Genomic DNA, 14688 nt, shown 5'->3' on the forward strand with positions numbered 1-14688 from the left:
AATGCTCACTTGACGACAGCCGAAAGTGCCGTATGATGGGTCTCTATATTGCGGTGCAGCAAAATCGCGCTCGGTCATAAATACAGCTTTTTCTACGAAGCTGAACTCAGGAGCAACAATGTTTCCCTCTTCTTTCGCGAATCAAACGTTTGTCTACCCGGCAGCAAGTTTCCAGGTCCTCGTGAATGTTGCAAAGCGGTATGCGAGCGGGCTCCAGCAGCTTGCGGAACTGAACGTGCAGACGGCCAAGACCGTCTTCGAAGAGAGCACGGCCGTTGCCAAGGCCGGCCCGCAGGCAAAACCGGCCGATTTCCTGAGCTGGCAATCGACTCTGCTGGCCGAGACGCCCGAAAAGGCGGCCGCTTATACGAGGCATTTCTGGCAGATCGTTCGTGCGACGCAGACGGACATTCTCAACGAAGCGCGTGGCCCGATCGAGCAGTTCGGCTTCGGACTGAAGAAGGCGACTGAAGATGCTTCGCAAGAGGCTGTCGGACTGCTATCGAGTGCCGCCGAGGCATCGACCGATCTCGCGGATGCAGGCGCCGAGGCGATCGAGTCATCCGAGAAGGCCGCGCGTGCTGCCAAGGCCGACGCTAAGCGCTAATCCGTGCCGTCAGTCCTGACGTGCCACTGTTGACTTTCGAAACCCGCATCACGCGGGTTTTTTATTCCGCTCGACCCGACGGGAAAATCGATGAATCCCTTCCATCCGCTTGCGTGGGCGCACGACTCGTTCTGGTCGATGTTTCCTCGCGAAATCGTCGGTCTCACGGCGCAATTCTTCGACAACACCGAGACAGCGGTCGCAAGCCCTGCGACTCCGCTGCCATCGGAAAGTGAAACGAAAAAGACATCCGCCGAAGATGAACCGCCGCACCGCGACAACTCAGTCGCGCAAGCGGGCGATCATCGCTGGTTGAGCAAGAGCTTCGAGCATGGCAACGAGCGCTATCGATTCAAGGTCTATGTTCCGACCGAATACGAAGGCCAGCCGCTGCCGATGATCGTCATGCTCCACGGCGCGCAACAGGACCCGGACGACTTCGCATCGGGGACCGGGATGAACATCGTCGCTGAAGAGAAGGGCTTTATCGTCGTCTATCCGGAGCAGCCGGAAAGTTCGAATCCGCTGAGGTGCTGGAACTGGTTCATGGCGGCGAATCAGACGCGCGAATCAGGCGAAGCGGCGGCCATCGCGGCTCTCACGCGCGAGGTCGCGGCCACGTATAACGTGGATCGCGCTCGCGTTTATATCGCGGGTATGTCGGCTGGCGGCGCATTGGCCGTGAATCTCGCCGTGACGCATCCGGAGTTGTACGCGGCCGCGGCGATTCATTCGGGCCTCGCGTTCGGCGTCGCCGACGAGCAGATGACCGCACTCTGCGCGATGAATGACGGCAAGGGCAAAGTGCGCTTGCCCGACACCCTGTCCGACGAACCCAAGTCGCGCGCGGTGCCGCTGATCGTTTTTCACGGCGATGCCGACGACACCGTGCATCCGCGCAACAGCGAACAGATCGTGTCGATGAGCCAGTTGCTGCATGGCATGTCCGACGACACGGTGACGTCATCCTCGATATACGTCGCCGACGAAGCGGGTGGCCACGCCTATACCCGGCAAGTGTTTCATGACGGTGACGGTGAACTGATCGGCGAGCAGTGGGTCGTGCACGGACTGGGTCATGCATGGTCCGGTGGCCATCCCGACGGCACCCATACGGACACGCGCGGACCGGCGGCAAGCCGCGAGATTGCGCGATTCTTCGGTCAATTCACGAGAGACGGCAACCGGCAAGACTGAAGGTTCATCGAAGAAGTCCGCTTTGAATTCTCCCCCCTCGCCGCCTAGACTTTGATTCGACATTCCGGGTAGTCGATCAAAACGCGAACTCGTTCGCGCATCGTCGGAACGTGGTGTGACACGAGGAGGGACGATGGAATGCATCGAGATATACAGCGGACTCGACGGACATTCGGCGTTCAGAACCATCCACGCGTTCGAAGCGAGCCCGGTGATATTCAAGGGCGTCGCCGTTTCCTTATCGTCGCCGCAGCCGTGTGAAAGCGTGCTCATGCACGAGTTCGACGCAGACTATGTGCTCGGCTGGCATAACCCGCCGTCAAGACAATATGTCATCGTGCTGGATGGCGAACTCGAAATCACCGTGCAAGGCAGCGACACTGCGCAACGGTTCGCAGCAGGCGCGATATTCATTGCCGGCGACATGGACAGCACAGGCCATACGACTCGCGCGATCCGATCAGGCCGCGCATTGGTCGTCAACTTGCGGGTATGACGCGATGTTACTCAAGCATGCTCTCGCAGTGGTGACAGGCGGCGGCAGTGGCATAGGCTTCGCCGCCGCCGAACGATTCGTGGCAGAAGGCGCGCGCGTGGTCATCAGCGGGCGTAACGCGGAGAAACTGCAACGCGCCGCGGAGAAACTCGGCGAGAACGCACTGCCTGTCGTTGCCGACGCCGCGAACTCCGACGACATGCGACAGCTATACGAGACGGCGGTCGGCCACTTTCAATGCAAGGTGGATGTGGTCGTTGCCAACGCGGGTGTATCCCGGCAAACACCGGTGCGCGATACATCGCTGGCGCAATTCTCCGATGTTCTCAACACCAATGTCGGCGGGGTCTACGCAACCGTGCGCGAGGCGCTGCCGTTCCTTGCGCGGCCTGCGTCGATCATCCTCGTGGCGTCGCTCGCGGCCAATCAGGGCACCAAAAAATTTTCCGCGTACTGCGCGTCGAAGGCAGCGGTGGTTTCGCTGGCAAAAAGTTTCGCGGCGGAATTCGTCGAGTCCGACATACGCGTCAACAGCATTTCTCCGGGCGTGGCCAATACGCCGATTTTCGATAGCCTGGGAATGTCGGAAGCGCAACTGCTGGAATGGGCGCGCGTGATTCCGATGAAGCGCCCGGCCGACCCGGCGGAAATCGCCGCCGCCATTCTGTTCCTCGCATCCGATGCATCGCGCTACATGACAGGCGCCGACCTCGCGGTCGACGGCGGCATGTCAGGCATCAGTCCATTCTGATTCGTTGCTGCGATTGCTGCGATAAAACGCCGACATCTCTCGCACGATTGCATCGAAGAACGCGGGGTCGAGGGCGTGCCCCATGCGATCGATCACTCGAAGCGTTGCTCGCGGGCTTGCGCTGGCGGCCCATTCGCCATGCGCGACCGGAAAGATCGGATCATCGCTTCCCTGAATGATCAGCACCGGCAAATCGAGAGACGCCAGTTCTTCGCTGGTCAGCGCCGGCGTCGCTTTTTGAGCCAGCGCATGGTTGCTGTTGTTGGCGAGCGTCGGCTGTAGTCCATCGGATCGCAGGAGCGGCCGTTCGGCAAACGCTCGACCGAGACTTTGCCACGCGCGCTCGTCGAAAGGCGACCTCGGTCCTGCGGCGAGCTTGAAATTCTCGATGAAGTGCGTCGCGATGTCATCGACGCTCGTCGGTGGAATGGCGTTCAGCGCGATGACTTTTTCGACGAAGCCAGCGCAAGGACGAGGAAGCGCACCCGGCGTCTCGATCGCCCCTGCGAACGCATCGTTTTTGGGCCGCAGATCGGGCGACGACATGATGGTGCAGAGCGTCGTCACGCGCCGCGGCATCGCGAGCGCCATCCTGTAGCCGATGACCCCGCCCTGCGACAGCCCGACGACATGCGCTTCATCTATGCCAATGCCATCGAGCAGGTCGAAGGCGTCGGCGGCCAGATCGTCGAGCGTGTAGGGCGACGCGCTGAAATCGATGTACGTCGAGAGACCGGTATCACGCGCATCGAACCGGATGACGCGCAATCCAGTTGCGGAAAGCAGACGACAGAACGCGTCAGGCCAGACCAGACCCGGCGCGCTGTTGCCCATGACGAGCAATACCGGCGGGTCTTCGCTCTCTCCGAATTCCTCGTAGAAGAGGTTTATCCGCTTGCCGCGAAACGTACCTGCCTTGACCACGAAAATCTCCTTTCATCATGATGCCTCGACGTTCCGCGCGAGTGGCAGAGGTCTGGCTTGGCGATGCTCATCGAGATGTTTGCAGACGACGTCCGCGACGAGTTCCGGCCTAGTGCCTACGAAATAGTGCTGTCCCTCGGGCAACACGGCGAGCGCCGTCCGGTCCGACAGTGCCGACCACGCGCGAAACCGGCGCGCATATCCGCGCGTCAGCGGATCATCGGCGCTGACGATGCAGAGTATCGGCGCGGCGATCTTGTCGTCGGCGCGATGTTTCTCGTAGTCGAACGTCAACTGGGCATTCCTGCGGAAGTTGCCCATCATGAACGCGATGACATCGGGTTCCATCGCGTCGGTCGGACCGCCCCAGCGCTGAATCAGCGTCTGCAGCTTGCTGTCGCTGGTGAGGCTCCAGGGCGAGGGCATCGGCAGCCAGCGCAGAAGCCAGGGAAGCGGAAACGCCGCAGCAACGGTGAGGAGCGCGACCTTGCGCCCCCGGCGCTCGATCTGGCGCACGAGTTCAAACGCCAGGAAGCTCCCCACGCAATGGCCGTACACGGCGATATCGCCGGTGTCCGCCGCGACGAGTTCGTCGGCGCAGGCCTGCGCCATCTGCACCACCGACACGTAATCGCGCGGATCGCTGCCTAGCTCGTTACCGGGCAGCGCGATTGCGCGCACCGCGAGCGTCGGATCGCGCGAGCACAAGGCATCGGCCAAAGGCCGGAACACGGTTGCGGACGCCCCGGCATACGGCGCGCATACGACGGTCATACGCGTCGTGGCGGAACCGCGCGCGATGATCGGCACGAGTGTGCTCGCCGTGGGAGCATCGCGAGCGAGCAGCGCAGCGACGCCCGCGACGGTCGGCTGACGATAGAAGTCGAGCTGTGCGATCTTTTTATCGAACGCACTCGCAAGCCGCGACAACGACGTGATCACCTTCAGCGAGTGGCCGCCGAGCGCGAAGAAATCGTCGTGACGCCCGATACGCTCCACACCCAGAAGCTCCTGCCAGATTGCGGCGATCGCGCTTTCCGCCTCGCCTTGCGGCGCCTCGTAGTCTTTCGTCACCACCGAAGACTGGTCCGGCGCCGGCAGCGCGCGCCGGTCGAGCTTGCCGTTCTGCGTCAGCGGCAACGTCTCCAGATTCACGAAGGCGCTCGGCACCATGTAATCGGCCAGCACCATCGAGAGCTGTTCACGCAAATCCGCCGCCAATGGCCCGGTCCCGTCGCGGCCGACCACATATCCGACCAGTCGCTTGTCGCCCGAACTGTCCTCCCGAACGATCACTACGGCCTCGCGCACGCCTTTGCATGCCAGCAGCTTCGCTTCGATCTCGCCCAGTTCGATGCGAAAGCCGCGAATCTTCACCTGGTCGTCGTTGCGGCCGAGGTATTCGAGCGTGCCGTCGGCGAGCCATCGGCCCAGATCGCCCGACTTGTACATCCGCGCTTGCGCATCGCTCGTGAACGGATCGCTCACGAAGCGCTGCCCGGTGAGTTCCGGACGGTTCAGATAGCCGCGCGCCACGCCCGCGCCACCCACGTATATCTCGCCGGTCACGCCCTCGGGAACCGGCTGACCCTGACCGTCCAGCACATACAAGCGCAGGTCCGGAATTCGCCCGCCGATCGGACTGCGGCCCGTGCGCTGCGCATCCTCGGGACTCAGCGCACGATAGGTCACGTGCACCGTGGTCTCCGTGATGCCGTACATGTTCACCAGTTGCGTGAGCGCATTTTGCTCACGCGCATACCACGGCTGGACGATCACCGGTTCGAGGGCTTCGCCGCCGAAGACGACCTGGCGCAGTCGATGCGGCAGATTACTTTCTCCCTGTGCGGCGATCAGTTGCCGGAACGCGCTCGGCGTCTGGTTCAGGATCGTCACGCCTTCCTCGCAAAGCAGGCGATAGAAGTCCTGCGGCGAGCGGCTCACCTCCTTCGGCACCACGACGAGGCGGCCGCCGTACAGCAGCGCACCCCAGATTTCCCACACCGAGAAGTCGAACGCGAACGAGTGAAAGAGCGTCCAGACGTCCTGCGCGCCGAACTCGAACCAATGGTCCGTGGCGCTGAACAGCCGCACCACGTTGCGATGCTCGATCATCACGCCCTTCGGTTGGCCCGTCGAGCCTGAGGTGTAGATCACGTAAGCCAGATGACGCGGATTCAGATCCGCGACCACCGGATTGTGCGTCGGTTGCGCTTCGAAGGACCGCGTGTCGAGTTCGATCATCGGCGCGGACAGTTCGCCCAGCACCTCGCGCACGCTCGCCTGTGCGAGCACCACCACCGGCGCGCAATCGTCGAGCATGTAGGCGAGCCGCTCGACGGGGTAGCCCGGGTCCAGCGGCACATATCCGGCGCCTGCCTTGAGAATGCCCAGCACGCCGACGATCATCTCGATGCCGCGTTCCACGCAGATCGCGACCCGGTCGTCGGGCTTGACGCCCGCATCGATCAGACGATGAGCCAGCCGATTCGCGCGGACGTTCAATTCTCCGTACGTGAGACGCGCGTCTTCATGGACCACCGCCACGGCGTCCGGCGTCTTTTCGACCTGCGCCTCGAACAGCGCGACCACCGTGGTTTCCGGCGCTTCCGCCGCGATTTCGTTGCGCTTGACGAGCAGGCGTTCGCGCTCGGCGACCGGCAACATGTCGAGCGCGCGCACGGGCAGCGACGGGCTTTCCGCCAGCGCCAGTGCCAGCGCGTCGAGCGTGCAGTCCATATAGCCGGCCACACGCGATGCATCGACGCGCGTATCGGCCTGCACGACAAGTTCGAAGTCGCCGCCGAAGTCGTTCACCGAGAGCAGCAGCGGATAGTTGGTGCGCTCATCGCCGTGCAGCACCGACACGCCGCTCGCGGTGGTGCGCGCGCCGTGCGCCTTGTCGGACGCCCGGCTGTGACGGTAGTTCAGCAGCGCGCTGAACAGCGGCAACGGTGCGGCGACGCCGCTGCAACGCTGCGCCAGCGCGAGCGAGGCGTGCTCATGGTGCAGCAGCGTCGACAGCGCCGCATGCGTGTGCCGCACGGCATCGCCGACGCTCACATCGTGCAGGCGGACGCGGATCGGCAGCGTATTGATGAACATGCCGAGCACGCGGTCCGCGCCCTCGCCGCCCTGCATGCGGCCGAGCAGCACCGTGCCGAATACCAGGTCCTCACGGCCCGACACACGCCCCAGCACCTGCGCCCACGCGAGGTGAAAGAGGCTCGCCACGCTGACGCCGAGCTTGCGCGCTTCTTCGCGCAACTGCTGGCTCAGCCGGACCGGAAGCGTCGTCCTGAATTCGGCGATGCCGAGGCCGTTGCTCTGCACATCGCTCAGGCCATACGGCAGCGTGGGCTCGTCGACATCGGCAAGCGCTTCGCGGAAGTACGCCTCGTGCTCGCTCTGGCTCATGCCCAGCCGCGCCTGCGCGACGAAGTTGCGATACGGCAGCGGCGTGGGGAGAGACTGCGTCTCGTCACGCAGGATCGTTTCGATTTCCTCCAGCATCATCTCCAGCGCCGTGTAGTCCATCACCATGTGATGGCCAAGCAGTTGCAGCAGCCAGCGGCCGTTGGGCTCGTCGCGAGCCACGTAGAGCCGCATCATCGGCGCCTGACGCACATCCAGCCGGTGATGTCGCGGGTCGAAGCGCTGCGCCAGTTGCGCCTCGATTTCGCCATCCTCCGACGACAGCGTGACCTCCTCGACGATCAGGCGCGCCTCGCGCCACACCACCTGCACCGGTTCGGGCAGACCTTCCCAAAGCACAGCGGTACGCAGAATGTCGTGGCGCGCGATCACCGTTTGCAGCGCCTGCACGAAGCGCCCGAGCTCGACGCGCTCGGGCATGGCCATCATCATGTTTTGCAGATACGGATCGCCGTCGCCGCCCGCGATATGGTGGAACAGCATCCCCTCGTGCAACGGCGCGAGCGGATAGATGTCCTGCACGTTGCGCGCACCGCCTTCGACCTGCGCGACCACGGCGTCGATCTGCTGCGCGGTCAGCGTGACGAGCGGCAGCATCTCCGGCGTGATCGCCTCGCACCCGGCCGGGATGCCGTTCGGCGGCACCGTCACCGCGTTGCGCACGCTTTGCGCCGCAGCCGCCAGCGCGGCCACGCTCGGCTGGCTGAACAACACCCGAACGTCGGCCCGTACGCCTGCCTGACGCATCCGTTCGATCAGCGTCACCGCCAGCAGCGAATGGCCGCCCAGCTCGAAGAAGTTGTCGTGCCGGCCCACGCGTTCGCGTCCCAGCACCTCCGCCCAGATTGCCGCGATCATCGATTCCGTATCGCCCGCCGGCGCTTCGTAGTCGCGACGGGTGAATGCGCCATCGTCGGGCGCGGGCAACGCGCGCCTGTCCACTTTGCCGTTCGGCGTGAGCGGGAGTGCGTCCAGCATCACGTAGGCGGCCGGCACCATGTACTCCGGCAGCGTCTCCAGCATGTGGGCGCGCAATTGCTGGCTCTGCGACGCTTCCCGCGATGCGTCCGCCGTGTAATAGGCCACGAGCTGCTTGCCGCCACTGCCCTCGCGCGCCACCACCACCGCCTCGCGGATGCCTTCATGTGCCGCGAGCCGCGCCTCGATCTCGCCAAGCTCGATGCGATAGCCCCGGATCTTGACCTGAAGATCGTTGCGGCCGAGGAACTCGATATTGCCGTCGGGAAGCCAGCGGGCGAGGTCGCCGGTGCGATACATGCGCGCGTCCGGCATCGTGCTGAAGGGATCGGGCAGAAAGCGTTCGGCCGTGAGTTCCGGCCGGTTCAGATAGCCGCGCGCAACGCCTGCACCGCCGATATGCAGCTCCCCGACGGCGCCCGGCGGCATCGGCTGGCCGTGCGCGTCGAGCAGATATATCCGCGTGTTGGCGAGCGGCCGGCCGATAGGCACCGTGTTGCCGCCGAACCCGTCCGGCCTGCGCCATGCCGTCGCGCAGACCGTGGTTTCGGTCGGGCCATAGGCGTTGAAGATCGTGATATCGGATTGCACTGCGCGCATCAGCGAGACGCCCGGCGACTCGCCGCCCAGCACGAGAACCTGAAGCCTCGGCAGGAGCGCCAGCGAATTCTGTCCCTGCAACAGCGCCGGGGGCAACTGGGCGTGCGTGACCGCGTGCCGCCGCATGTAGTCGATGAGCGATGTGGCCGCGAGGCAGTCGTCACGCACCGGAAGATAGAGCGCGGCGCCCGCGGCCAGCGTCATGAACACATCGGCGACGCTGACATCGAAGCCCGGTGAAACGAACTGGACGACGCGGCTCTCCGGACCAACGCCATAGAGCGCGATTTGCGCGACGGCAAGATTGACGATGTTGCCATGTTCGACCATGACGCCTTTAGGCGCGCCCGTCGATCCGGACGTGTAGATCACATAGGCGAGGTCGCGGGAACCGAGCCCCGCGACTTGCGGATCGTGATCGGGCCGGGTGTCATCGAAAGCGCCGGGTTCGAGCACCGGCAGTTCGCCCGTATCACCGAGCGCCGCGCGACCCGCGGTATCCGCGATGAGCAGCGCGGGAGCGGCATCCCTGAGCATGTAGGCCAGCCGTTCGCCGGGATAGGCCGGATCGAGCGGCACATAGGCCGCGCCCGCCTTGAGAATGGCCAGGAGCGCGATCACCAGTTCCGGACGACGCTCCATGCACAGCGCCACGCGCGCTTCGCGTCCGACGCCCAGCGCAATCAACTGATGGGCGAGCCGGTTGGCCTGCTCATTGACCCGCGCATAGGTGACGGACTGGCCTTCGAAGACGAGCGCGACCGCATCCGGCGTGCGCGCAGCCTGCTGCTCGAACAACTGATGGATGCACTGCGCCTGCGGCAAGGGCGTGGCCGTCCCGTTCCATTTTTCGAGCACGTCGCGCTCGCCGGGCAGCAGCAGGGGCAGGGTATGTAACGGGACGTCGGGCTGCGCGATCGCCTGTTCGAGAAAATGCGTGAATCGCCGCAAATGCGTCTGCACCGCCTCGGCGCTGTACATTGCCGCGCTGGCATCGAATACCAGTCTCAGGCCCACTTGCTCTCCCTCGTCGTGGACGTGCAACGTCAGGTCATCGGGCGTGACGGAAAACGTGCGAGTCGATGCAACCTCGCAGTCCGTGAACGCGATCGCGCTATTGAAGCCGGGCATGATATTCACGATCGGGCCGAACAATCGCTGACCGATGTCGAGGCGTTCGAGATCGCGCCGGATATCCTTGATCCGATAACGCTGGTGACGCAGCACGCGAAGGCTCTGCGCGGAAACCTGCTTGACGAGTTCGATCATGCTCGCACGCGGATCGACGGGCACTCGCAGCGGCAGCACGTTGGACATCATGGCCGGCACGTTCTTGGCCGTTCGCCCGACCCGCGCAGTGACGGGCATGCCCAGCACCACTTCATCGGCTTGGCCGCTGACGCGAGCCAGATAGGCGGCCATCGCGGCCGTGATGAACTGCGACCACGAGGTGCCGTTCTGTTGAGCGGTCTGACGCAGCGATGCCACTGTCTCGGGCGGCAGGTTGATCCTTGCCTTCACCGTCGTGACTTCGGGCGATGGATTCTCCACGTCCGCGGCGATGATCGGCGGTTCCGGGCAATTGGCCAGATGCTCGCTCCAGTACTGCTGATCCTTTTGAAAAGCGCTGGATGCGCGATACGCCTCGTCATCCGCGAGCAGATCGGCCAGCCGGCTCCATGTCGGCGGCGCGGGTTGCGATCCGCCTTTCAGAGCCGAATAGATCTCCGCAAGCCGCTCGATGAAGAGAAGAAACGAGTAGCCATCGAACACGAGATGATGAAAGCACAGAAACAGGAAGAACCGGTCCGGCGCGGTCCGAAGCAATGCCACGTTGAACAATGGCCACTGATCGAGATCGAACGCGGTGGAACGTCTCGCCTGCACGTGATCCTCGACTGCCTGTAGCGGGTTTGCCTCGCCGCTGACATCGAGCACAGGGAGCCTGAAATCGACCGGCTCCAGTACCTGATGCGGCAATCCTTCCGTGCCGCGCAGACGAACCTGCACCGCGTCCGCTTCCGAGATGGTCTGCCGCAAGGCCGATTCCAGCACATCGATATCGAGCGGCCCGGCAATCTCCGTCAGATGCGCGAGGTTGTATCGGGGATCCTGCAAGTCGACTTGTTGTCGAAAGAAGATGCCGAGCTGCGCGGGCGTAAGAGGAAAGCTGAGCATGGTTTCACTCGATAAGAAGTTTTAACCGGACGGCCCCGACGCGTTCAGTCGGCCACGGGCGAGTCATTGCGTCTCGCGTACAAACCCGCCTTCAGCGCTTCGGCCGATACATCGACGAGACGGCCTTGCGCCACCTGTACGAGCCGGTCGGCGCATTCGAAGTAGGCGTCGTCGTGAGAGATGACGATGACCGTCTTGCCGCGGCGCTTGAGATCGGGAATGAGCTCCGTGTAGAACACGCGCCTGAACATGGGGTCCTGATCGGCGGCCCACTCGTCGAAAAGATAGATCGGGCGATCTTCGAGATACGACGAGATCAGCGCCATCCGCTTGCGTTGCCCCGACGAAAGACTGGTGGTGCTGAACCGGTTGTCCCGGATGCTTACCTTGTGATCGAGTTCGAGCGTGCGCAGATAATGCGTCGCCTGCTTGTCGACCTGAGCCTGATCCTGGCACAGGATTTCGTCGAACAGATGAAAGTCGGCGAACACAGCCGAGAAGCGCTGACGATACTGCACGAGGTTATGCCTGTCGACCTTGATCCCGTTCAGCTCGACATGTCCTTGCTCGGGTTCATAGAGCCCGAGCAGCAGCATCGCGAGCGTGGTCTTGCCGCTGCCGTTTCCTCCGATCAGGTAGACGACCTCGCCTTGTCGGATCGACAGATCGATCGGTCCGAGCGTGAACGGACGATCCTCGGTCAGCCCCGGATAGCGATGCGATACGCCGGCGAATCTGAGCAGCGGCGCACCTTCCTTCGTGATGGCGAACGGGTCGTCCTGCGTCGCGGGCGTGTCGTCGTTCGGCGCGTGCGTCAGCTCGGCATCGAGAATGCGGATGCGCCCCAGTGCGATGGACGCCTGACGCAGAATCGGCAAGCTCGTCATCACTTCGCTGACCGGCTGGATCAGAAACAGAAGCAGCAGCGTGAGCGTCACGAGAACGCCCGGCGACTGCGGAAACCAGTGCGGCACGACGAGCAGGATCAGGCCGATGGCCACATAGAACAACATGCCGCCCGCATTGGCGACGAGCGAATAGAGAAGCATCGCCCGCGTGAAGGATCTCCTGAACCGATGCGCGGTCGGATGGACCACGTGATCGGTGAAGTATCGGCCTCGCGAAGTATTGAGCTGCAATTCGCGCGTACCTTCGAGCAGCGAGCGGAAATGCCGGAAGATGACGTCGAGCTGATCGCGAACCGCCTGCATTTCTCGCAGCGGCCAGCGCTCCACGCTGTGATAAATGACCGCCGCGGTGATCAGAAAGACGAAGAAGCACGCGAAGGCCTGCCAGGAAAGCCAAGCCATATAGGCGAGACATACGGCGGTGAGGACCAGATGTCCGAACACGACCGGGAGCATCTGCGCGGCCTGCGCGAACGTGTTGACATCCGTCGTGAGAATGGCGAGCAGGCGCGGCTTTCCGAGCGCCTCCAGCTTTTTATAGGGCGTATGAAGGATCTTCCGGCACAACTCGATACGCAGGCTGCATATCACCTGCTGCCCGAAGTCCATGATGAGAATCTGCGACGTCGTTCTGAAGAGCAGTTGTGCCGCGCAGACGGCGAAGAAACCGATCGCAAGCGCGCGCGTGGGTATGTGACCGCTGGCGACGGTACTGATCAGCCGTGCGATTTCGGCGCTGCAAATGGCCCCGACGAACCCGGCAATGACAGCGACGACGATGCGCGGCATCGACTCGCGTCGAATCTGCGGTGGAATCAGCGAGAACATGACGCGTCTCCGCTCGCTGCGGGTGCAAGAGACGCAAGGAACGTCTGGATCGTCCGGTTGAATTCGTCGGGATTGTCGGTCATCACGGAGTGGCCTGCGCGCGGGATCGTCGCGAGTTGCCCTTTGGGCAGCGCCTGATTCACCATGCGCCACGCGATCTGCGGCGTCAGCAATGCGGACCCGATGCCTCTCACGACGAGGCTCGGGCAGCGCACGGACCTGAGCATGGCCCAGACATGCTCGTCGCGCGCGTTGTCCTTCGGCGAGTCATCGGCGACGGCCCTGTCGAGCTTCGGCTCGAACGCGCCCGTATTCGTGCGACGCAGCGCGTGCGCCGCGAGATGTTGCAGCGCACGTTCATTCGCAAGCGGACGACGCTCCTGCAGCCACTGCGCATACTCGGTGATCGAGTTGAAACGCGCCGGCGTTTCGCGTATTTCAGCGAACACTTTTTGCGAACCAGCGCCATCGGAATCCGGTCCAAAGTCGACCAGGACCAAACCCGACGTGAACTGTTCGAGCATTCCCGTAAGATGCAATGCGACGCTGCCGCCGAGCGAATGACCGATCAGTACGGGCTTTCGTATGTTCATTGCGAGGAGGACTTCGAGCACGTCGCCGGCGAGCGTTCGCGCGTCGTATGCGCGCTCCGGGTCCCAGCTCGAATCGCCATGGCCGCGAAGATCGATGGATACGAATCGGTTATCGGCGCAGGCGGATTCCGTCAGCGTGCGCCACACGCCGCTGCACTCGCCGCGGCCGTGAAGCAGCACGCAGGGCGTGCCGGCGCTGCCTGAATCCTCGACCGATATGTCGAAACGGCCATTACGGATTCTGACGCTGCGTCGCTGCACGAAAGAGGGTCGTTTCATGATTGTCACCTGTTAGGATCGAGCGAAGACAGCTTGACGCTCGAGAGTTAGAACCGGATTAGGTCACGAAGCAGCGGGGTAAAAGTGGCCGATGCGCCCCGCTAACAGGTTCCTAACTTTCCACGTCTAACTTGACTTCATTCACATGTTCTGTCGGTCCGGGCCTTCATGGAACGTAAGACTGACCGACGATCCGATAACACGATGTAACTTTCCGGTGGATGCGCACATGACAAATTCGAACCCTGTTTTCAAAGAGCCAATCGCACAGGACGCCGTTGCGGTCACGGGCAATTCCGTCGGCTCACCCGAAGAACTCGCGTCGATGGTCGCCGAGGCGCTGGGTGCGAAACGCTGTGTCGTTTCCGTGACGGCGGACGAGCGCATCGCCGACGTATGCTCGGGGCACTATGTGTCCTTCGGCGAGGTGCATCTCGGGGCGACGGCGGCCATCGTCGAATATTCGGACGCGCGCGACAAGATGTTCTCGGTGCTCGAGTCGAATGGAAAGGCGATTGGCGTGGTGCAGGTTTCGGGGCCGCGAGACAAACAGCGGTTCGATGAACATGACCTCAAGCTGCTGCGCATTTTCGCGGCGTTCATCACGCGGGCCGTCGAAGCGGACAGACTGCAGAAGCTCGTTTCCTCGCCCTTCGCGCGCATGACGCTGAAGCGCTCGACGGATCAGACTATTGGCGACATCGTTGCTCAATCGATCCAGAATCCGAGCCAGCTCTCGAAGCTGCTTGCCCGATCTTTCTATCGCGAGATGACGCGCGCGGGCTTCGACTTCAACCAGATCATCGGCGCGGCGACCGAGATCATTTCCGAACTCGCGAGCAACGTGCGCAAGCATAGCGATCGAAATAACCGGCGCGAAAGCTGACTTTTCGCTTCGCGTGACGAGCGGCGGC

General features: G+C 63.1%; 9 protein-coding genes. 5 read left to right on the forward strand and 4 right to left on the reverse strand.

Annotated elements, in window-relative coordinates; translation table 11 throughout:
• The first annotated feature begins 25 nt into the window (after nucleotides 1–25).
• The 4 genes from phaP to ACEN42_RS36955 all read left to right on the forward strand — a co-directional run bounded on the left by phaP (nucleotide 26) and on the right by ACEN42_RS36955 (nucleotide 3051).
• Nucleotides 26–607, forward strand: coding sequence for a TIGR01841 family phasin (gene phaP, locus ACEN42_RS36940; RefSeq protein ID WP_371882531.1), 582 nt, complete (start codon nucleotides 26–28; stop codon nucleotides 605–607).
• A 90-nt stretch (nucleotides 608–697) separates the two neighbouring features.
• On the forward strand, nucleotides 698–1804 hold the full coding sequence (locus ACEN42_RS36945; protein ID WP_371882532.1) for a PHB depolymerase family esterase: 1107 nt from the start codon (nucleotides 698–700) through the stop codon (nucleotides 1802–1804).
• A gap of 133 nt (nucleotides 1805–1937) precedes the next feature.
• Complete coding sequence (locus ACEN42_RS36950) at nucleotides 1938–2300, forward strand: hypothetical protein (protein WP_371882533.1); 363 nt, start codon at nucleotides 1938–1940, stop codon at nucleotides 2298–2300.
• A gap of 79 nt (nucleotides 2301–2379) precedes the next feature.
• Nucleotides 2380–3051 carry an SDR family NAD(P)-dependent oxidoreductase gene (locus ACEN42_RS36955; RefSeq protein ID WP_371882534.1) on the forward strand — a complete coding sequence of 224 codons (672 nt, stop codon included), beginning with the start codon at nucleotides 2380–2382 and terminating at the stop codon, nucleotides 3049–3051.
• On the opposite strand, the gene ACEN42_RS36960 is transcribed toward ACEN42_RS36955, so the two are convergent.
• The 4 genes from ACEN42_RS36960 to ACEN42_RS36975 are packed head-to-tail and all read right to left on the reverse strand — an operon-like array spanning nucleotide 3031 to nucleotide 13774.
• Nucleotides 3031–3975 (reverse strand): alpha/beta hydrolase, encoded by a 945-nt coding sequence (locus ACEN42_RS36960; protein ID WP_371882535.1) that lies wholly within the window; start codon nucleotides 3973–3975, stop codon nucleotides 3031–3033. The genes ACEN42_RS36955 and ACEN42_RS36960 overlap by 21 nt on opposite strands.
• Before the next feature lie 15 nt (nucleotides 3976–3990).
• Complete coding sequence (locus ACEN42_RS36965; protein ID WP_371882536.1) at nucleotides 3991–11166, reverse strand: amino acid adenylation domain-containing protein; 7176 nt, start codon at nucleotides 11164–11166, stop codon at nucleotides 3991–3993.
• A 44-nt stretch (nucleotides 11167–11210) separates the two neighbouring features.
• Complete coding sequence (locus ACEN42_RS36970) at nucleotides 11211–12902, reverse strand: cyclic peptide export ABC transporter (RefSeq protein ID WP_371882537.1); 1692 nt, start codon at nucleotides 12900–12902, stop codon at nucleotides 11211–11213.
• The gene (locus ACEN42_RS36975) at nucleotides 12890–13774 is read right to left on the reverse strand and encodes an alpha/beta fold hydrolase (protein WP_222946814.1); all 885 of its coding nucleotides are present in this window, start codon (nucleotides 13772–13774) and stop codon (nucleotides 12890–12892) included. Before ACEN42_RS36975 ends, ACEN42_RS36970 begins: the two co-directional genes overlap by 13 nt.
• A 229-nt stretch (nucleotides 13775–14003) precedes the next feature.
• On the opposite strand from ACEN42_RS36975, the gene ACEN42_RS36980 reads away from it, so the two are divergent.
• The gene (locus ACEN42_RS36980) at nucleotides 14004–14660 is read left to right on the forward strand and encodes a GAF domain-containing protein (RefSeq protein ID WP_371882538.1); all 657 of its coding nucleotides are present in this window, start codon (nucleotides 14004–14006) and stop codon (nucleotides 14658–14660) included.
• Nucleotides 14661–14688: the final 28 nt, after the last annotated feature.

It is taken from the genome of Caballeronia sp. S22, assembly GCF_964261745.1.
GTDB classification, from domain to species: Bacteria; Pseudomonadota; Gammaproteobacteria; order Burkholderiales; family Burkholderiaceae; genus Caballeronia; species Caballeronia jiangsuensis.